The organism is Rothia sp. HMSC062F03, from assembly GCF_001836905.1.
Lineage (GTDB): Bacteria > Actinomycetota > Actinomycetes > Actinomycetales > Micrococcaceae > Rothia > Rothia mucilaginosa_A.
The window spans coordinates 17,688-37,393 of the sequence record NZ_KV830882.1; the positions used below are offsets into that span (position 1 = coordinate 17,688).

Annotated in this window: 19 protein-coding genes; 3 read left to right on the plus strand and 16 right to left on the minus strand. The window is 61.6% G+C overall.

What is annotated here, in order from left to right:
- Window positions 1-134: 134 nt before the first annotated feature.
- The 7 genes from HMPREF2674_RS04410 to infC all read right to left on the minus strand — a co-directional run bounded on the left by HMPREF2674_RS04410 (window position 135) and on the right by infC (window position 5,407).
- Window positions 135-644, minus strand: a complete 510-nt coding sequence (locus tag HMPREF2674_RS04410) for a (deoxy)nucleoside triphosphate pyrophosphohydrolase (RefSeq protein WP_049332725.1) — start codon at window positions 642-644, stop codon at window positions 135-137.
- A 16-nt stretch (window positions 645-660) separates the two neighbouring features.
- A complete protein-coding gene (locus HMPREF2674_RS04415; RefSeq protein WP_049332727.1) occupies window positions 661-1,476 on the minus strand; it encodes a DUF421 domain-containing protein in 816 nt (271 codons plus the stop codon).
- An 18-nt stretch (window positions 1,477-1,494) separates the two neighbouring features.
- Window positions 1,495-2,421, minus strand: coding sequence for a cation diffusion facilitator family transporter (locus HMPREF2674_RS04420; RefSeq protein ID WP_049332729.1), 927 nt, complete (start codon window positions 2,419-2,421; stop codon window positions 1,495-1,497).
- Window positions 2,422-2,593: 172 nt separating this feature from the next.
- The gene (locus tag HMPREF2674_RS04425) at window positions 2,594-3,508 is read right to left on the minus strand and encodes a TrmH family RNA methyltransferase (RefSeq protein WP_070824933.1); all 915 of its coding nucleotides are present in this window, start codon (window positions 3,506-3,508) and stop codon (window positions 2,594-2,596) included.
- Window positions 3,509-3,817: 309 nt separating this feature from the next.
- Complete coding sequence (rplT, locus tag HMPREF2674_RS04430) at window positions 3,818-4,198, minus strand: 50S ribosomal protein L20 (protein WP_005507127.1); 381 nt, start codon at window positions 4,196-4,198, stop codon at window positions 3,818-3,820.
- A gap of 114 nt (window positions 4,199-4,312) precedes the next feature.
- Complete coding sequence (gene rpmI, locus HMPREF2674_RS04435) at window positions 4,313-4,507, minus strand: 50S ribosomal protein L35 (protein ID WP_004006287.1); 195 nt, start codon at window positions 4,505-4,507, stop codon at window positions 4,313-4,315.
- Between the two features lie 198 nt (window positions 4,508-4,705).
- Complete coding sequence (gene infC / locus HMPREF2674_RS04440; RefSeq protein WP_005507875.1) at window positions 4,706-5,407, minus strand: translation initiation factor IF-3; 702 nt, start codon at window positions 5,405-5,407, stop codon at window positions 4,706-4,708.
- Between the two features lie 292 nt (window positions 5,408-5,699).
- On the opposite strand from infC, the gene HMPREF2674_RS04445 reads away from it, so the two are divergent.
- A complete protein-coding gene (locus HMPREF2674_RS04445) occupies window positions 5,700-6,122 on the plus strand; it encodes a DUF1844 domain-containing protein (RefSeq protein WP_049332734.1) in 423 nt (140 codons plus the stop codon).
- A 163-nt stretch (window positions 6,123-6,285) separates the two neighbouring features.
- Here HMPREF2674_RS04445 and HMPREF2674_RS04450 read toward each other — a convergent pair whose 3' ends face one another.
- The 3 genes from HMPREF2674_RS04450 to HMPREF2674_RS04460 all read right to left on the minus strand — a co-directional run bounded on the left by HMPREF2674_RS04450 (window position 6,286) and on the right by HMPREF2674_RS04460 (window position 8,535).
- Window positions 6,286-7,068: a HisA/HisF-related TIM barrel protein gene (locus HMPREF2674_RS04450; RefSeq protein ID WP_070824934.1), complete on the minus strand. Its 783-nt coding sequence runs from the start codon at window positions 7,066-7,068 to the stop codon at window positions 6,286-6,288.
- Complete coding sequence (locus HMPREF2674_RS04455; protein WP_070824935.1) at window positions 7,068-7,808, minus strand: type 1 glutamine amidotransferase family protein; 741 nt, start codon at window positions 7,806-7,808, stop codon at window positions 7,068-7,070. Before HMPREF2674_RS04455 ends, HMPREF2674_RS04450 begins: the two co-directional genes overlap by 1 nt.
- A 91-nt stretch (window positions 7,809-7,899) precedes the next feature.
- Window positions 7,900-8,535, minus strand: coding sequence for a LysM peptidoglycan-binding domain-containing protein (locus tag HMPREF2674_RS04460; protein WP_141761803.1), 636 nt, complete (start codon window positions 8,533-8,535; stop codon window positions 7,900-7,902).
- 657 nt (window positions 8,536-9,192) lie between these two features.
- Here HMPREF2674_RS04460 and lexA point away from each other — a divergent pair.
- A complete protein-coding gene (gene lexA, locus HMPREF2674_RS04465) occupies window positions 9,193-9,855 on the plus strand; it encodes a transcriptional repressor LexA (RefSeq protein ID WP_049332741.1) in 663 nt (220 codons plus the stop codon).
- Window positions 9,856-10,094: 239 nt separating this feature from the next.
- Here lexA and HMPREF2674_RS04470 read toward each other — a convergent pair whose 3' ends face one another.
- Together HMPREF2674_RS04470 and hflX are read right to left on the minus strand one after the other, a co-directional pair.
- A complete protein-coding gene (locus tag HMPREF2674_RS04470) occupies window positions 10,095-12,149 on the minus strand; it encodes an ATP-dependent DNA helicase (RefSeq protein WP_070825065.1) in 2,055 nt (684 codons plus the stop codon).
- Window positions 12,150-12,173: 24 nt separating this feature from the next.
- Entirely contained in the window at window positions 12,174-13,853 is a 1,680-nt protein-coding gene (hflX, locus tag HMPREF2674_RS04475) for a GTPase HflX (RefSeq protein WP_070824937.1), read from the minus strand.
- A gap of 198 nt (window positions 13,854-14,051) precedes the next feature.
- On the opposite strand from hflX, the gene HMPREF2674_RS04480 reads away from it, so the two are divergent.
- Window positions 14,052-14,675, plus strand: coding sequence for a class I SAM-dependent methyltransferase (locus HMPREF2674_RS04480; protein WP_049332745.1), 624 nt, complete (start codon window positions 14,052-14,054; stop codon window positions 14,673-14,675).
- Between the two features lie 174 nt (window positions 14,676-14,849).
- Here HMPREF2674_RS04480 and dapF read toward each other — a convergent pair whose 3' ends face one another.
- The 4 genes from dapF to miaB all read right to left on the minus strand — a co-directional run bounded on the left by dapF (window position 14,850) and on the right by miaB (window position 19,686).
- Window positions 14,850-15,785 (minus strand): diaminopimelate epimerase, encoded by a 936-nt coding sequence (dapF, locus tag HMPREF2674_RS04485; RefSeq protein WP_070824938.1) that lies wholly within the window; start codon window positions 15,783-15,785, stop codon window positions 14,850-14,852.
- Window positions 15,786-15,947: 162 nt separating this feature from the next.
- On the minus strand, window positions 15,948-17,099 hold the full coding sequence (locus HMPREF2674_RS09115; protein WP_084824428.1) for an acyltransferase family protein: 1,152 nt from the start codon (window positions 17,097-17,099) through the stop codon (window positions 15,948-15,950).
- A gap of 72 nt (window positions 17,100-17,171) precedes the next feature.
- Window positions 17,172-18,086, minus strand: coding sequence for a tRNA (adenosine(37)-N6)-dimethylallyltransferase MiaA (gene miaA, locus HMPREF2674_RS04495; RefSeq protein ID WP_070824940.1), 915 nt, complete (start codon window positions 18,084-18,086; stop codon window positions 17,172-17,174).
- Between the two features lie 85 nt (window positions 18,087-18,171).
- On the minus strand, window positions 18,172-19,686 hold the full coding sequence (miaB, locus tag HMPREF2674_RS04500) for a tRNA (N6-isopentenyl adenosine(37)-C2)-methylthiotransferase MiaB (RefSeq protein WP_049332750.1): 1,515 nt from the start codon (window positions 19,684-19,686) through the stop codon (window positions 18,172-18,174).
- Window positions 19,687-19,706: the final 20 nt, after the last annotated feature.

Below are 19,706 nucleotides of genomic sequence, written 5' to 3' on the forward strand. Positions count from 1 at the left end.
CCCCGCGTGGACTTTTAAAAAAAGCTGAGAAAAAACTATTCGGACGAAAATATTACGCCGCGTGAATGCCGTTACGTTCCGTCAAGGTGCCGCAACGGCTACCGGAGTGTCCTCGGCACGCGAGGTGCGCGCCCTTAGCTTTCGTCGCCCGACCCAGACCGACCCGCCCCAGACCGACCGAGCTGACGCAGGAGTGCCTCCACGATTGGGAAGTCCGCGGGAATCCACGGCAGCGCCAGAATCTCGGCGGCTTCCGTGGCCTCGAGGATTCCCTCCCCCGCCGGGGGAAGCGGCATCCACCGCAGAGCGCTGTGATCTTCCAAAGTATCCGGAGTACCCGAAAGAATTTCCGCGAAGAACACGCGCATCGCCAGACGCTCGCTCAGACGCCAGCCCTGCGGGTACGCGCCGGGCACCTCAGCACCCAAACGCGCCTGCACCCCCAGCTCCTCCTTCAGCTCACGCACCAGCGCCTGCTCGCAGCTCTCCCCCGGCTCGACCTTACCGCCCGGGAACTCCCACATCCCGGCAACAGTCTGCGGCTCAGAACGCTGAGCCACCAGCATACGGGTCGGAGCCACCAAAGAATCAACCACGGCGGCGCCAACCACCTGAACCTCAAACGAGGGCGACACTTCACTCATCTTTCTCTACCTTCTTCTACGCTTTAGATTCCTTCGTCGGATGCGCATCTTCAGCAGCGTGCTCCGCTACTTCCTGCTCTGCATCCTCGGTATCCTCATGCTCAGGAGCTTCCTCCACGCCTTCCTGCCACTCTTCTTCCTCATCATTCATATTCGAGGCCTCTGCTACCTCACGGCGAATATTAGTGCCGTCATTCAGCAGAATCAGAAGGCGGTTACCGTTCTTGAACTCCATGAGGAAGACATCCTCAAGTTCGACCTCAGCGGCACGCAACTGTAGGTACACCCAATCCTCGGTCTTGTGCGCATCCGCGATATCGCGAGTGACCAAGGTACCCTTCACAATCAGAGCAAAGTTCGGCACACCGTCACCCTTACGGATCACGCTCAGCGCACCGTTCGGTTCAATCTGAGCGAACTCAATGTCTTCCAGGTCGTAAATACCCTGCGCACGAAGGTCAGCAATCAGGCGCATCGGATCAAGAACCACATCTGCCTGCTGGAAGCTCTTAATATCGATATCACCATCCGTAATGACCGGCACGCGCTGCTCACGCACCGCCATATGCAGAAAACGAATCTTCGTGGTCGCCACATTCAGCAGCTGAATCATGCACAGCGTAAACACCATGTAGATGACAAAGTAGAACAGGCTAATCTGCTCGCTGTACAACACGCCACCGAACACACCACCGATGACAAAGTTACCGATGGTATCAATCGGGGTCTGGTGCCCCGCCTGAGAACGGTGAGTCAGACGCAGGTACACCAAAAGAATGATCAGGCCAACGAAAATCTTTAGCAAACGATAAACGATCATCTCAACGGTCATAACAAAAATCTCCTAGAACTAAGCCCGGAAAATATCCGGCTCCAAATAAATGATGCGTGCCGCAGGAACAGCCTCACGAATACGCACCTCAGCCGCATCAATCTCATCAGCCACAGCGCGGCCGGTGTCGGCATCGTGAATACGAATCTTCGCCGCCACCAGAATCTCCTCGGGACCCAGGTGCACGGTCTTAATGTGGATAATGCGCTCGCTATCGCCATCCTCAATCGCCGCGCGAATCTTCGCCAAATCCTCCGGTGAAGCAGACTCACCCAAAATCAGCGACTTCATCTCCACGGCCAGGAACGCCGCGATGAAAACCAACAGAATACCGATAGCCAGGGTGCCGAAAGCATCCCACAGACCGTTACCGGTCAGTAGGGTCATTCCCACACCAATCAGGGCCAGCAGCAGACCGACCAGTGCACCCGCATCCTCCAGCAGAAGAACCGGAAGCTCCGGGTTCTTCGAGGTGCGCAAGAAACGACTCCAGCTCTGCTTGCCCTTCAGCCCACGCGACTCCTTCACCGCCACGCGGAACGAGTTACCCTCCAGCAGAATCGCACCCACCAGAACAGCCACCGGAACCCACTGCCACTCGGTAATACCGTGCGGGTCGTGAAGCTTCTCGAAACCCTCATACAGGGCGAACAGACCGCCCAGTGCAAAGATGATAATCGAGACGATGAACGCGTAAATGTAACGGTTACGGCCGTAACCGAACGGGTGCTCCTCGTCGGCCTGCTTGCGGGAGGCGCGGCCACCCAAAAGAAGCAGAACCTGGTTACCGGAGTCAGCCACCGAGTGGATGCCCTCGGCCAACATCGAGGAGGAACGGGTCAGAGCAAAAGCCAAGAACTTCAGGACGGCGATACCGAGGTTCGCCCCCAGGGCGGCAATAATCGCCCCGGCTCCCGAGTGGCCGGAATGACTGGATTGAGACATATTTACCTTTCTGCAGGCCGCGCTAACCCGAAAAGCACGGAGCCATCGGGGGCGACACTATTCAAAAGTCTGTAAAAGGCCCGCGGCGGGCACGGCCAAACCTCGGCCCGATACAGCCACGACGAACACAGCTCGCCGGGAGAGCACACCACGGGATGATGGGCTTACGGTATTAGCCCAGAGCGTTCGAGCGCTGCGCCATCGCCGAGGCGTACAGGCAGACCGCCGCGGCGGTACCCACATTCAGGGACTCCGCCGAGCCGTACACCGGCACAGCCACTCGCATCGTAGCGGCAGCCTTCTCTTCAACGTTCAAGCCCTGCGCCTCATTACCGAAAAGCCACATCGTCGGCTTAGAAAGATCAAAATTACCCTTCACGCCGGACGGGGCGCTCGTCTCCACACCCGCGCGACGGGCCGCGGTGTACTCACTCAGCTCCTGCAGGTTCACCACGCCGTAGCCGTCAGCAGCCAACACAGCAGTACCCTGAGACTTCACATCCTCCGCGAAGTCCTCGAGTTCCACACCCTGAATAACCGGCACGTGGAACAGCGAACCCGCGGTGGAACGCACCGTCTTCGGGTTGTACAAATCCACCGAGCCCTTGGTGGTAATCACAAGATCGGCGCCGGCGGCATCAGCCACACGCAGGATCGTGCCCGCATTACCCGGATCCTGCACACGAGACAGCACAGCAATCAACTTCGGGTTCAACGCGCCCTCACCCCAGAGCAGCGAGAAGGAGGCGTCCACCATAAAGGAAACCGCAATAATACCCTGCGGCGACACCGAATCGGCCATAGCCGCCAGCACCTCTTCGGTCACCACTCGCATGAAAACGCGGCGGCCCTCCTCCGGGGTGGGGGTGCCGTACACCTGCTCCAGCAGCTCAGCAATATCCTCGTGGCGATCGAACGCGGCCTCCGTAACGTACACGGCGTCCAGGATGGGGCTCTTCAGGTGTGCTTTCAGGGCCTCACGCACGGCCTGCGGACCCTCCACCAGGAACTGGCCCTTCTTCGTGCGGGCAGCGCGGGTACGCAGCTTCGCAATATCGCGCACACGATCTGCCTGCGGATTGGACATCACAACGGGGGTACTAATACGTTCAAAAAAATTCACCCTTTAAGGGTACGGCAAAGGTGGAGCCACATAATACGCCGAAGCCATCAAAGCTCCACTCGAGAATGATAACAGGTCGAGATAGGGGCCTATGGACGGAGGCAATCGGTGGAACATCCCGAGGTGCTACATCCCGAGCGGTAATCATCGTCTTCCCCACCGGGGCATAGCAAAAGCGGCCGTCCACACCCAACGGTGCAGACGGCCGCTCACGACGCTTAAGCATCCTACCCCGAACCTAGATCTTCGAGGCAAGAACACAACCTAGGCTAATTAAGCCTTGGGAGCCGAGGTGTCCTCGGGCAGGTTGTTCTTAGCAATCTCAACCAGTGCGTTGAAGGCAGCGGGCTCGTTTACGGCCAGCTCAGCCAGCATACGGCGGTCAACCTCAACACCAGCAGCCTTCAGGCCCTGGATGAAGCGGTTGTAGGTCAGGCCCTGTGCGCGGGAAGCAGCGTTGATACGCTGGATCCACAGGCGACGGAAGTCACCCTTCTTCTTACGACGGTGGTCGTAGCTGTAAACGAGCGAGTGGGTGACCTGCTCCTTAGCCTTACGGTACAGGCGAGAACGCTGACCGCGGTAGCCGGATGCACGATCGAGAATAGTACGGCGCTTCTTGTGCGCGTTAACCGCGCGCTTCACACGTGCCACGTGTGTCTCCTTCGTCTTATGTCCTGAACAGCTCACATATCACGCTGAACAGGAGCGAGTCTTTAATCAGTGCGCACCACTATCGGTGCGCCAGGTGCAGAGAGTAAGCGTTGCTTACTTACCCAGCATCTTCTTGACAACCTTTGCCTGGCCGCCGGTAACGATCTGGTCAGAAGCCAGACGACGGGTCAGACGAGAGGACTTGTGCTCCAGGTAGTGGCGACGGTTCGCCTGCTGGCGCTTAACCTTGCCGCTACCGGTGAGCTTGAAGCGCTTCTTAGCACCAGAGTGGGTCTTCTGCTTCGGCATAGCTGCCGTTCTCCTTACATTCATCCCCCGCCACAACAGCGGGGTAGCTTAGTGGGGCTGCGTACGCGAACGCATCAGCCCCAAGGACCAAAGGTGAGGCACCCCTGACGAGGTGCCTCGGAACCGGCACCGGGTGAACCCGCAACACCCACCGAGCGGTGGAGGCGCGTGCCCATCCTAAAGTGACGACCCGGTTCCCTACTCGGCGGAAGCCTGTGCCTTCAACTCGGCAGGCATAGCGTCTGCCAAAGAATTAGTTACGGGCTTCGCCTTGGTCGTGTCAATACGCTCGCGACCCTTGCGACCGCCGGCGCCCTGCTCACGGCGAGCCTCTGCCTTACCGCGAAGCGGAGCCAGAACCATCACCATGTTGCGGCCATCCTGACGGGGGCGAGACTCAACGGTGCTCACCTCAGCCAGCTCAGCCGCCAGACGCTCCAGCAGACGCACACCCATCTCGGGGCGCTGCTGCTCACGACCACGGAACTGAATCATTGCCTTGACCTTGTCACCACCGGAGAGGAAACGACGAGCGTGTCCAACCTTGGTTTCGTAGTCGTGGGTATCAATCTTCAGGCGGAAACGGATCTCCTTCAGAACGGCATTAGCCTGCTTCTTGCGGGATTCACGAGCCTTGATTGCGGCTTCGTACTTGTACTTGCCGTAATCCATGAGCTTGCACACGGGCGGCTTCGCGTTCGGGGCAACCTCGACCAGGTCGAGTTCGGCGTCCTCAGCCAGGCGCAGAGCGTCCTTCAGAGGGACAACGCCTACCTGCTCGCCACCGGGGCCGACGAGTCGGACCTCGGGAACGCGGATACGATCGTTAATGCGTGGTTCGCTAATGACTAGCTCCTGTGCTCTGTGGGTTTCCCCGTGAATACTATCCGTTGCGGGCACTAAAAAGCCCCCGCAGTTACACAAGCGGAGGCACAAACCAGCGTACGCCGAAATCGGCGGACGAACCCGTTCACCTCAAAACTCGCAAACAAACGTCTGCGGCGGTCAACCGGGTGGGAGGCATGCTCCACTTGCAAACTGCCTACAACCATACCGCAGAATCCCCGACAGACGCAAGGAAATAGACGCAAAACACCATAAAAATTGCGGGGGCTCCCCCAGAAAGTCCACAGAAGCACCCACTCTTAAGGACGCATTTACCGAATTAAACGAAATGTGAGATTCTAGGGTTATGAGCACTGAAAACAATAACTTCCGCTTTACCGCGGGAGAAGAAACCCCCGTCCACGGCCACACCGAGCTCACCGAGGAGCAGGTCGAGGCCGTTAATGAGCAGCTGCGCGACATCGCAGACGTACCCGCCATCGAAATCATTAGCTCCGCGGCCATCCACATGATGAGCGCCGCAGCCGTCAAGTGCGGCCTGGCCTCCGACGAGAATGCAGACGATCTCAAGGACCTCGATGAAGCACGCAAGCTCATCACCGCCCTGGCGGGCCTGGTCACCGCTGCCGCCCCCGAAATCGGTTCCCAGCACGCAGCACCCCTGCGCGATGGCCTGCGCACCCTGCAGTTGGCATTCCGTGAGGCTTCCCCCTTCCCGGACGAACCCGGCAAGGGCCCCGGCGAGAAGCTGACCGGCCCGGTGTACTAAACCGATCTCTCGAACCGGACGGCCTACCATGTCGCCCCCAATCTATTCACGGTAAAGCCCCGTCTCCCTCGGCTGAAGGAGGCGGGGCTTTACCGTATATATTCTGCGCGATATATTCTGCGCGGACTGGCGGGATCCGACAGCCTTATCAGAAAGGAGAGATTCAGCGGGAGCCAGCGACCTCGAGTGCCCGCTCAAAGCTAAAGTTCCCCACGTACAGCGCCTTGCCCAGCACCACGCCCTCCAATCCGTAAGGCACCATGGCGCGCAGCTTCTCAAGGTCCGCCAGCGACGCCACGCCACCGGACGCCACCACCCGACAGACGGTCTGGGCCAGCACCTCATCGAGCAGTTCCGCGCCGGGACCAGCCAGCGAGCCATCCTTACTCACGTCGGTGACAATGTAGCGACGCACGCCCACGCTTTCTAGCCAGGCCAGCGCCTCCGCCACCTCGGGGCCCGACCAGTCGGTTCCGCGAGCCACCGTCACCCAACCCCGCTCGGGGTCGTAACGGGCATCGAGCCCCAGGGCTAGAAGATCAGAATCCGCGTAACGAGCCAGGATACTTTCAAGCCAGACAGAATCCGCCAGCGCCGCGCTGGTCACGTTCACGCGGTCCGGGTTGAGGCTCAGGGCGCGCTCCAGGCTCTCAGCATTACGCACACCGCCACTGACCTGAATACGCACCGGAGCAGAGCCGCGGGTATTCTCGGCACGGACGGCGGAGGCAACCTCCGCCAGAACATTCGTATTCGTACCGCGGCCAAAGGCTAGGTCAAGATCAACCAGATGAATCCAGCGGGCACCAGCCTTCACCCAGGTGAGCGCCGCCTTGACCGGATCGAGACGCTGCTCGCCACCGGACAGGGTGCCGCCCACAGGGCGTACCGCATAGCCCTCGGAAATATCGACGGCCGGCAGAAGTTCAAGGATGGGTTTAGCCATTATGATTCCTCCCCACCGGTAGCGGATTCACCGGCGGCAGGCGACAGCCGGCCGGTCACCGCGAGGGACCCGACCCAGCGGCGCATAAATTCCGCACCCAGCTCACCGGATACGACCGGGCAGAACTGCACAGCGGTCAGCGGGCCGTTCTCCACCGCGGCAATATAGGGAGGTTCGGTTGCCGTCCAGCTCACCGCGGGAGGAGCGATATAGTCAATGCTCTGGTCAAAGGCCCACTCAAAAACACCGTGCTCGGACTTGAAACGGGCCTCGCCCTCAATATCTTTGAGCAGTCGACTGCCGGTCGAGGGGGACACCGCGGAGGAGCCGGGCACCAGGCCCCGGGTGGAAAGCTCCACGCTCTCGCCGGGCCACTCCCCCATACCCTGAACCTGCACGCTGCCCAGCTGTGGGTGGTTCACCGCAACGGATTCAAAAAGGCAGCTCAGGGCGGCACCGGCCGCGAGCACCGGACGGACACCGGCCACGCGGCGCCCAATCACGCGCTCAGCGTCCTTGGCTTTTAGCTCGTCGAACGCCTCAAGGGAACCGGCAGGACCGGCAACCACCATGCCGTCAGCCTCGCGGAGCTGATGCGGGTCAGCGGTGACGATGACCTCCGCACCCGAATCCCGAAGAAGCTTTACCATGGCGCCGTGAGTTCCGGGATCTCCCAGAACGGCGACCACGGGGCGCGGTGAGGAGACCGCGTCCTGATGGGACTGAGAGGGTGTTGACATCGCGTGCTCCTTGAGTAGTGCGGTAGGCGGTTCGTAGCCGATTCATAATCCGCTGACGGGTGAGCCGAAGCTCTCGCCTCGACAGCTTTGCCTAGTGGCGCGGCTTGGGAACCTCGAGGCGCTGACCGGCGTCGACAGCGGTGCTCGTCAGCGAGTTCATCTCCATAATACGCACCACGGTATCACGGACATCACCGCCGGGGTTCACCGACTGGGCGATGTCCCACAGTGTCTCGCCGTGCTTAACGGTCACAGTGGCTTGGGTGGCCGATGCGTTCTCAACACGGGGGCCGAAGGAAGGGCCGAGGAAGGTAATGGCGCCCAGCACCACGAGCGCGGCCAGGGTCAGCAGGGGCAGCCCCTTGAAATTGCGCAGGGGGTTGAAGCGTTCAAGGCGAGACGATAGGGAGCGAAGACCCGAGATAGCGGAGGGCACAAGGCCCGCATGACGAGAAGACGATTCCCTCCCCTGCCCGGAGAGGTGCGCCGAAACGGAGCGTTCATTCACCGGAGCGGAGGGGGCTGCAGGCCGAGCAGCCGTCGCGGCGGGAGAGACACGGCGGACGGGTGCCGGAGAGGCAGAAAGCTGAGGAGCGGATGCGCGACGGGAGGAGCCTCGAGCGATGCGCGCGGACTGCCGTGCGTGCGCGGGGTGAAGTACCACCAAACCTTCCGGAAGGGTAGCAGACGCAGAGGCACGGTGAGGGGCCAAAGAAGCTGCGGTCATAATTGTGGTTCCTTTCTCTCAAGCTCACTCCCGCGGTAATCCGCCGGGGTGAACGGTGCCGGCTCTCTCGAGACTCGGCGGGTGAGTTGAGTGTGGTTGTTCGTTTTTCTGCCCGGGACCCGACACATCGGGTCAAGGAACGTTCGGGGTTTTGTCTTGCAGACGCGTTCCCCAGAACTCCCCTTCGACTTAAGGAAGGTCATTCGGTTTCTCGTTCGAATACTCTCGAACATTCGACGACCCCCTTCCAGACCCGCAAGGCAGAACGAGTATTCGAATTACATGGAGAATACCCCGTTTGTACCCCGAAAATCGGGAGGGTTTTCTACTGTATCCGAATCCGTGTTCTAAAGTCTAGCAGATACATACTAAAAATTCCCCCGGTTTCGAAGAAAAAATCTAGTATATTTGTTTGAATTTGTCGGTAGAGTGTTCTACACTTGTGTCAAGAGATGTTCCACACGCTCGTGATGATTTCCATCATGGCGGGGCGTGACTCGCGACGGATCTAGAATCTAATCCACCCCTGACGAGATAAGGGGTATGTTTCACCTAAGCCGTGCGATATACGTCACCGTATGACGAACACGTGGACAACCCATCCGTGCTCCGCCGAAGGTACAGCAGCCTTCGGCGACACAGACCAAAGGAAGAGATATGGCAACAGCACCCCGCCCGGCGCTGACCGCGCGCCAGCAGAAGATTCTTGACGCGATCCGCACCGAGATTGAACAGAAGGGCTATCCGCCATCCATGCGCCAGATTGGCGATATGGTGGGTCTTGCGTCTCTCTCTTCGGTCACCCATCAGCTTGGCCGACTCGAAAATATGGGCTACATTCGCCGCGATCCCAAGCTCCCGCGCGCCATCGAGGTGCTCGACGAAAACGGCGCCGGCATGCACACTCCCCTGCCTGAGCTTCCGAACTTTGAGGTTGGCGAGGACGACCTCGTACCCGTCCCCCTCGTCGGTCGCATTGCCGCGGGCGGCCCCATCACCGCCGAGCAGTCTGTGGAAGATGTACTCGCCCTGCCGCGCCAGCTGGTCGGCAACGGCAAGCTCTTTATGCTCAAGGTCAAGGGCGATTCCATGATTGACGCCGCCATCTGCGATGGCGACTGGGTCGTCGTGCGTGAACAGCACACCGCCGACAACGGCGACATCGTGGCCGCCCTGCTGGACGATGAGGCCACCGTGAAGGTCTTCCGCCAGGTTGATGGCCACACCTGGCTCATGCCGCGCAACGCAAGCTACGAACCGATTATGGGTGACCGCGCCACCGTCATGGGCAAGGTTGTTTCGGTATTGCGTAGCCTCTAATCCCCGCTCTTCGCGAGAACATCATGGGGTGCTATGCCTCCCGGCGCCAACGCCCCGATCTGGTAGCTACGTCCTTTGAGACTTCAGCGTTTCCAAAGCCCATAACGAACAAAGCCCCCGGCACTCGCAAGTTTGCGAGTGCCGGGGGCTTTTCTCTGACTCTACGGGGAAATAGCCCTGCGGGGAAAACGCGCCGCCCGCTCAATACACAATGGCCCGCTCAGCACACGGTAGACGGGCTACCTGTCGATGGATTCCGAGAGACGGGCCAGCGCACCCACCACGGCCTGCTTATTCTGGGTGGGCCACATCGGCGGCATGGCCCTCATCAGGTAGCCGCCGTAGCGCTTCGTTGCGAGTCGCGAATCCAGAACCGCCACGACCCCGCGGTCATTCACCGAACGGATCAGGCGACCCGCGCCCTGCGCCATGCGGATAGCCGCGTGATGCGCAGAGACGGCCATGAACCCGTTACCGCGATGACGGTTCACCGACTCCGTGCGGGCCTGCGCAATCGGATCGTCCGGTCGCGGGAACGGGATGCGATCCATCACCACCAGACGGCAGGAGTCTCCGGGGACGTCAACGCCCTGCCACAGGCTCATCGTGCCGAATAGGCACGAGTCAACATCCTCGCTAAACTCCTCCACCAGGGCCTTCAGCGAGGATTCACCCTGCAGAAGAATATTCAGATCGCTGTGCTCACGCATATACTCTGCGGCGCGCTCGGCTGCACGCTTCGAGGAGAACAGCCCCAGGGCACCTCCCTCGGACGCCTCGCACAGCTCGCGAAGTCGCTCCAGCTGGCCCTCGTGCACGCCAAATCCCGGGGGCTTCAGATCCCCGGCTACGTATATGATGCCCTGCTTGCGGTAGTCGAAGGGCGAACCCACATCGATGCTCGTCCAGCGGGGAGCCCCCTCCCCCTGCAAACCCAGGGCGCCGGCGGCCACATCGAAGGAATCGCCCACCGTCAGGGTCGCGCTCGTTAGGATTACGGTGCGGTCGGCAAACAGACCGTCACGCAGCTGCAGGCCAACGCTCAGCGGGGCGATATTCAGGGTCGCGGGGTCGGTATCGGAGGCGGCCACGTAGCGGCCGTTCTCCCAGCCGCCCTGACGTGAAACCCACAGCACATCCTGCTCAGCCGAAGCCTCCAGGATGCGGTTGCTCACCTCGTGCACCTCCGAGACGCGGGAACGGGCCATCTGTAGGCCGGCGTCGGCCTCTTGTCCGTCGGGTTTCGTATCGGAGAGCGCGGCGCGGGCCGCATCGTTCACCGCGGACAGGGCCGTGAGCAGACGACCGTCGAGGCCGTTGAGCAGCCCTTCGGGCAGGCCCTCCAGTGCGGTTTCCAGGGTTCCGGCGGCCATCTCCAGGGCCCCGGAATCGGCCTTAGAGTGTTTCTTCACGCCTCGAGCGGCGCGGCGAACCATCGCAACGGTCAGCGATCCGGAAACCGCACCGGTCACGCGGTCCACCAGCTCGTGGGCCTCGTCGATGATGACGGTCTCGTGCTCGGGCAGAACCTTCATGCCCTCGAAAGCGTTAATGGCCAGCAGGGCGTGATTCGTGATGACGATATCTGCCTCGGCGGCACGACTACGCGCCATCTCGCTAAAGCACTCCTCCACCAGCGGGCAGCGGCGGCCCAGACATTCGGCCGCGCTCACCGAGACCTGAGCCCACGCGCGATCGGACACACCTGGCTTGAGCTCGTCGCGGTCGCCGGTCTCCGTGCGGTCAGCCCACTCGCGCAGGCGCACGACTTCCTCGCCCACGCGGGAGGTCGAAGAAGGCATGTCGAAGAGGGCATCCTGTTCCTCTTCGGGGTAGCCGCCCTCAAGCTTGTGCAGGCACAGGTAGTTGTTGCGGCCCTTGAGCAGGGCCACCTGCGCCTGCGACTCCGGGCGCGGCTCCAGTGCTTGCAGAAGACGCGGAATATCGCGGTTCACGATCTGCGCCTGCAGGGCCAGGGTCGCGGTAGCCACCACGATGGGCTGGTCGGACTCCCCCACGCGAGCGAGAGCCGGAACCAGGTAGCCCAGAGACTTACCGGTGCCGGTGCCGGCCTGCACGAGCAGATGTCGTTGCAGTTCAAGGGCCTGCGCCACGTGCGCCGCCATCGTGCGCTGACCGTCACGTTTCTGCCCGCCCGTGGCCTCCACAACCTCGTCGAGCAGGTTCAGGGCATCCCTCGCACCGGGCAGGGTCTCAAGCTCCTGCCCGGTGAATCGGGTGCCCTCGGGTGCAGTCCCGGAGGCGTTTTTGGGCACGCCGGCGCGTCCTGTCATCTTCTGCGTCACGTTAACCGGATCCTAGCGAGTCTCGGCGCTATCGGCCTCGGCGGTGAAGGCGCGGGCCTCGGCCAGTTCCTCTTCCAGAACCTCCAGCAGGTCGCCCTCCAACACGTACTCGGCCAGGTCCGAGGCGACGTCCTCGCGGACCAGCGCCGTCACGAAGGTGCCGTCCGATACGAAGTCGGTGCTCTTAATCTCTGCGTCCCACTCGTGCAAGCGCGAAATAATCTCGCCGTGGTTGTAGGGAATCAGCAGCTTGACTTCAATCGAGGGGCGCGGAATAGTGTCCGCGATCTTCTGCTTGAGCTCCTCGATGCCCTCGCCGGTGCGTGCCGATACGATGACGTGCTCGGGCTCGCGCTGGCGCATCCGCTCCAGCACGAACGGGTCGGCGGCGTCCGCCTTATTCAACACAATGATTTCGGGGATGTGGCGGGCGTCCACCTCGGCAAAGACCTCGCGGACGGCGCGAATCTGGCCCTCCGGGTCGGGGTGGGAGGCATCCACCACGTGCAGAATCACGTCGGCGTCGGCAACCTCCTCCAGGGTGGAGCGGAACGCCTCCACCAGCTGGGTCGGCAGCGAGCGCACGAAACCCACCGTGTCGGAGAGGGTGTAGCCGATTCCGTCGGGGGTCTGCGCCTTGCGCACGGTCGGGTCCAGGGTTGCGAACAGGGCGTTCTCCACGAGCACGCCCGCGTCGGTCAGACGGTTCAGCAGGGAGGACTTGCCGGCGTTCGTGTAGCCGGCAATAGCCACCGAGGGAACGCGGTTGCGGCGGCGGTTCAGGCGCTTCGTCTCGCGGGCCGGGGCCATCGCGGCGATTTCACGCTTGAGCTTGGCCATGCGGGCGCGCAGGCGGCGGCGGTCCATCTCAATCTTGGTTTCACCGGGACCGCGCGAGCCGATACCCTCACCGGAGGCGGCACGGCCACCCGCCTGACGGGACAGGGAGGCGCCCCAACCGCGCAGACGCGGCAGCATGTACTCCAGCTGAGCCAGCTCAACCTGCGCCTTACCCTCGCGGGACTTAGCGTGCTGTGCAAAGATGTCGAGAATCAGGGCGGTGCGGTCGATGACCTTCACCTTGACGATATCCTCGAGGGCGCGGCGCTGGGAGGGAGCCAGCTCGGAGTCGACAATCACTGTGTCGGCGCCGGTGGCCTCCACGATGTCCTTGAGCTCCAGGGCCTTGCCGGAGCCGAGGAAGGTGCCCGGGTCCGGCTTGAGGCGGCGCTGAACCAGGCCGTCCAGCACCTCGGAGCCGGCGGTCTCGGCCAGCGCGGCCAGCTCACGCAGGGAGTTTTCGGCGTCCTCGACGGTGCCTTCGGTCCACAGGCCGGCCAGCACCACGCGTTCCAGGCGCAGCTGGCGGTACTCGACCTCGGTGACGTCCTCCAGCTCGGTGGAAAGGTTAGCTACTCGGCGCAGGGCGCGGCGCTCGGCGAGGTCTTCCTGATCTCCATCGAACTCGGAGTGCTCACGCTGAACATCGGAAATTTCACGCGCGCGGGTGTCGAGCACGCGGCGGCTACCGCGCGTCGGCGCGCTCTCGTGATGCGCGGTGCCCGCGGCATCGTAGGTGGTCAGTGAGGAGGCGGACTGGGAGCGGCCCAGAACGCGGTCCACGGTGCGGCGCAGCTGCTCGTCGCTCGGCAACTTCTCGGCCTCAGATACGGAATTATTCTTAGAAGTCATACGCCTTCCATTCTACCGCCGTTGCCCCGCTCGGGTAGGGGGTTTGGTCACCTGTGCGCTCAGGGCGTGCAGGCGGGCACAGCACCGTTCGGGCCAGGAACGCTGGGCCGTGCGGGCCAGGAGCGTCAGGCGGGATCGGGACGCCGTTCTGCCCCCCGGGAACCGGGCCGGTGCGGGCCTCCCGGTACACTGGATAGCATGAGCGAGCAGCATTACTTTTCTGAGACCCCCGAGACGGAGTTCAAGCCCCGCCCCGTGCAGGTGGAGCTGGCAGGCCGCAAGGTCACCGTCACCACCGCCAACGGCATTTTCAGCCCCTCCGGCATCGATAAGGGCACGGCCATCCTGCTTCAGGAGGCCCCCGAACCCCGCGGCGAGCGCCTCCTCGATATCGGTTGCGGTTGGGGCCCCATCACCCTGACCCTGGCGATGCTCGCCCCGCAGGCTCAGGTACACGCGGTGGACGTCAACTCCCGCTCTATCAGCCTGACCGAGCGCAACGCCGCCGCGCTCGGGCTGCCGAACGTCACCGTGGGAACCCCCGACTCGGTGGATCCCGAACTGCGCTTTGACACCATCTGGTCGAACCCGCCGATTCGCGTGGGCAAGGAGGTTCTGCACGAAATTCTGCTGACCTGGCTGCCGCGCCTGGCCCCGGAGGGGGACGCGTACCTGGTGGTGCAGAAGAACCTCGGCTCCGACTCGCTGCAGAAGTGGCTGGATGCGAAGCTGGAGGAGCTGTACCCCGGCGAGTTTGAGGTGTCGCGCTACGCAACGGCGAAGGGCTTCCGTATTCTGCTGGTGCACCGCCACGGGGCCTAAACCGCCCGGCGAAAGCCACCCGGCTAAAACCGCTCGGCGAATGTCGCCAACCGTTTAAGACATAGCGGCGGCGGGTGTTTTCTGAAAGAATCTCAGAAAACACCCGCCGCTTTTCTATATTAAATCTCTGCACGCTCAGGCCGTGTTCCGGGCGCAGTACCTTAGCTCGTTCCCCTAGCGCAGCACCACGGTCGAAACCATCTGCGCCGGGCCGGCCAGCACCACATGCTCAAGGTCGTCCGGGCCGAGCACGAAGGTGACGGCCAGGGTACCGCCGGGCACGTGCACGAGCCATTCGTCCGGCGCCTCCTCGCCGCCCCAGAATCGGGTGGCTGCGGCAGCCGCGCAGGCGCCGGTACCGCAGGAGAGGGTCTCACCCACGCCGCGTTCGTGCACGCGCATCCGGATAGCGCCCACGTGGGTGCTGCCGTCATTTTCCAGGTCGACCGGCACCACGAATTCGACGTTCGTGCCATCTGCGGGTGCGGGATTGACCTGCGGCTGGCTGTGCAGGTCCAGGCCATCCAGTTTGCCCTCGGAGCCGAGCATGACCACGGTGTGCGGATTGCCCATCGAGATGGACAGGCCGGCGCGCGGGGTCTTCAGGCCGCGGGCGGACACCAGGCAGTCCTCGCCTCCCTCGCGGGCGGCGTCACCATGGATGAAGCTCCAGGGGCCCATGTCGACGGCGTAGCCTTCCTCGGTGCGGGCGACGGTCTTCACGCCGGCGCGGGTGGCAATCTGCACGGTCTGGCCGACCTCAAGCTCAATCAGGCCCTCGGTGCGCAGGTAGTCCACGAAGGCGCGCACGCCGTTGCCACACATCTCGGCGATGGAGCCGTCACCGTTGCGGTAGTCCATGAACCACACAGCGTCGGGGTATTCCTCGAGGAGCTTCTGGCCGCCGCGGGAAGAGGTGCTTCGGGCAGCGCGAATGAAGCCGTCCGCGCCGATACCGAAGTGGCGGTCGCAGGCGCGGGCGACCAGGTCGGGGGTGAGGGCAATCTCTGACTTTTCATCCGTCACGAAGATGAAATCGTTGCCGGTGCCGTGACCCTTGGTGAGGGTCAGTCCTGCCAGCTCGCCCCAGGTGGAGGGGTTCTCGCTCATATGCTGTCCTTAAACGTTGGGGACCTGTCCGTCTATGATTTTACCGCGCCAGTTTGCGGACCAGGCTTTCTCCCTTAGAAATACTTCCGCGGCTTCCGGTCTACTCGGTCAGTTTATCGAGTTCACCGAAAGACGCAGAAATAGACGGAATACTTTTATCGTTTACGAAGATGCCGCTACGGTGTCTGTGGGGCGATTACGGCGAATGGGCAGAAGCTTTCGGTCCTTCAAAGCCAACGCAGGTTTCTCAACATACAGCCAAGACAGCCACGCCAGACCAACGGTGATAACAAAAGTGATGATGGCGTTCAGAACCCAGCCCAACGATGCACTACCGAAAATTATCAACAGAATCTGCACCGGGAACGCGTAAATATACACACCGTAAGAGATATCGTTCTTGCTGCACCAACGGGTTTTAATAGCTGCGCTCAATGCCAAAACCCCGTAAGTAGCAGGCAAAGCCATATAACCCGTCATTTCACTTTCCCAGAAGAAAGTTGCTACAAAGCTGATAAAGGTTAAGGCAATTCCCAGAGAAGCGCTATACACAATTCGCTTGCCCCATACGTAGAAGAGGGTCCCGGCAAAGAAATACATGCCAAGACGGAGAGAATTGTTCACAAAGCTATCGGGGGTATAGCCAGTGAAGTGGAAAAATTGAAATACACCAAAAAAGATCACAAAGATGCTTGGCACTAACCACTTCGAACTTTTTCGGATGAACGAAATATAAAAAATAGGAATCAACGCAAGGTATGCAAGGAACTCATATCGGAGAGTCCAAGTAGATCCATTCCAAATACCTGACCACGGGATTCCCGTAGGTCCACCCAAAAAAGTAATCTGCCTAGCTTGCAAATCAAAGTTTCGAAGGACATATCCAGCCGCACTCTTAAAAGAGAAGGGGTCAGATGCATGACCGGTAGCAACTGAAATCGGTCCACAAACGAAGACAACGAAGAGTAGAGACACCCAGTAACCCGGAAAAATCCTGAGGACGCGACGCTTCAAATACCCAATCACTGTACCCCTCTGTGTGCTGTGCGCAATGAGAAAACCAGAGATACAGAAAAAGAGGTTAACGGCCCAATGCCCCAACGAATCAATGTAAATGGGAGCAGGAATACCCAGTATTCCAGCATTGTATTTAATAAGCGGCGCTGAGTGGGCGACAATAACGGAGCTTGCAAGAACGAAGCGAATAAAGTTCAGCGAATTCGTTCCGCCTAGAATGGCATCGTAGAGGGAACGCGGAGTGGATTCTGCCGCGGTCAGAGTGGCAGAATTTTTCGCATGTGATGTGAGTGACATATTTCCTCTATGGTTGAGTCGAATATGCCCTCAGAGTAACCCAACTTCCCCGAATTTAGTACTTCTGCTTGCTTATTTTTGCAAAATTGTAGCCAACGCCTCATCGACCGGGGTGGGTGAGAGCGCGTCCAACCAGTGCACACGCTCATCTCCCCTGAACCAGGTCAGCTGGCGGCGCGCAAACTGGCGGGTGGCAATCGTCGTGTCCCCAATCGCCTGCTCCACACTGTAGTCCGCATCCTCAAGGACGCGGGCAAACTGCGCGTAACCAATCGCGCGGGAGGCGGTCTTCCCCTCCTGCAAACCCTGCTCGTTCAGGGCACGCACCTCGTCCAGCAGGCCGCGCTCATGCATCAGTTCCACACGGCGGTGCAGACGCTCATGCAGCAGGGCACGATCCATATCCAGACCAATCTGCACGCTCTCGGTCACGTACTCGCGCACCGGCATGAACGCCGAGAACGGGCGGCCCGTCACCTCGAACACCTCCAGGGCGCGAATGATGCGGCGCTCGTCCTTCACGCGCGCAGCCGACTCAGGATCGACCTCCGCCAGGCGGGCGTGCAGGACCCCGATGCCCTCGGTGCGCGCCTGCTCCTCGAGGCGCTCGCGCACCCGCGCATCCGTGCCGGGAAACTCCAACTTATCCAGGGCGGCGCGCACATACAGGCCCGAACCGCCCACCAGAATCGGGTAGCGGCCACGGCCGCGAATCTGCTCAATCAGCTCGCGGCTGCGCTCCTGAAACTCCGCTACGGACGCCTCATCCCGCACGTCCATGATGTCCAGCAGGTGGTGCGGAACGCCTCGCGTCTCCTCCGCGGTGACCTTCGCGGTACCAATATCCATACCCCGGTAGAACTGCATAGAATCAGCGTTAATGCACTCGCCATTCAGGCGCAGAGCCAACTCAATCGCGAGCGCACTCTTACCGGTGCCGGTCGGGCCCACAATAGCGATAACGGGCAGAGTTTCGGAGATAGTCATGCGCCCCATTCTACCGGTTCCCACTGCCCCACTCGCGGTGAGGATGAGGACCCGAAGAACGGGGCGCACGACTCGCTATGAAAGATTAGGGGCGCAGGCCGATGGTCGGCATGCCCAGGCCCACCGGCGCACCGGGAACCTGGGTGGTGCCGGTACCGCAGGAATCCGCCTGGGAGCGGTCCCATGCGTCGCCGGCGCGGGTGCGGCGCAGGCTGTACTGCTCGGCGGTCGGATCGGAAATCAGGTGGAAGGAGCCGGCCTCGGTAATCGGCACGGTCACCATGTCGCCGGGGCGGGGAGCCTCGCATCCCTCGGGCACCGAGAAGTGCACGAGGCGCTGGTCCGGGCCGCGACCGGAGAGACGGTGGGTCTGCTCGGCCTTACGACCGGCCTCCGCCACGACCATCAGCTCAACGGTCTTGCCGAGCTGCTTGCGGTTTTCCTCGCCGGCGATGCGGTCCTGCAGGGCAATCAGGCGCTCGTAGCGTTCCTGCACGACCTCCTTGGGGATCTGGTTCTCCATGGTCGCCGCCGGGGTGCCGGGGCGAATCGAGTACTGGAAGGTGAACGCGGAGGAGAAACGAGCCTGCTCCACAACCTTCAGGGTCTCCTGGAAGTCCTCCTCGGTCTCGCCGGGGAAGCCCACGATGATGTCGGTGGTAATCACGGCGTTCGGGATGCGCTCGCGCACCTTCTCCAGAATGTTCAGGAACTTCTTGGAGCGGTAGGAACGGCGCATGTCCTTGAGCACCTTGTCGGAACCGGACTGCAGCGGCATGTGCAGCACGGGCATGACGTTCGGGGTTTCGGCCATCGCGTCGATCACGTCGTCGGTAAACATGGCCGGGTGCGGGGAGGTGAAGCGCACACGCTCCAGGCCCTCAATTTCGCCGCAGGCGCGCAGTAGCTTGGAGAACGCCTGACGGTCGCCGAACTCCACGCCGTAGGAGTTCACGTTCTGGCCCAGCAGGGTCACCTCGATAGCGCCGTCGTCGACCAGCGCCTGAACCTCGGCGAGCACGTCGCCGGGGCGGCGGTCCTTCTCCTTACCGCGCAGCGAGGGCACGATGCAGAAGGTGCAGGTATTGTTGCAGCCCACGGAGATAGAAACCCAGCCCGAGTACACGTGATCGCGCTTGGTCGGCAGGGTCGAGGGGAACACCTCGAGGGATTCGAGCAGCTCGGCCTGCGCCTCGTGGTTGTGGCGGGCACGCTCCAGCAGGGCCGGCAGGGAGCCGATGTTATGGGTACCGAACACGACGTCCACCCAGGGCGCCTTCTCGATGATGGCGTCCTGATCCTTCTGCGCCAGGCAGCCGCCCACGGCAATCTGCATACCCTCATGGCGGCGCTTGACGGGGGCCAGCTGACCGAGGTTACCGTAGAGGCGGTTAGCGGCGTTTTCACGCACCGCGCAGGTATTGAAAACAACCAGGTCGGGTTCGACGCCCTCCTCAGCGCGAACGTAGCCGTTAGCTTCGAGCAGACCCGACATTCGTTCGGAGTCGTGCACGTTCATCTGGCAGCCGAAAGTGCGCACTTCGTAGGTGCGGGGGCTGGTTTCAGTGGTCTGGGCGGAATCGCTGAGGGTCGAAGTCATGCCCTATAGGGTATCCGATG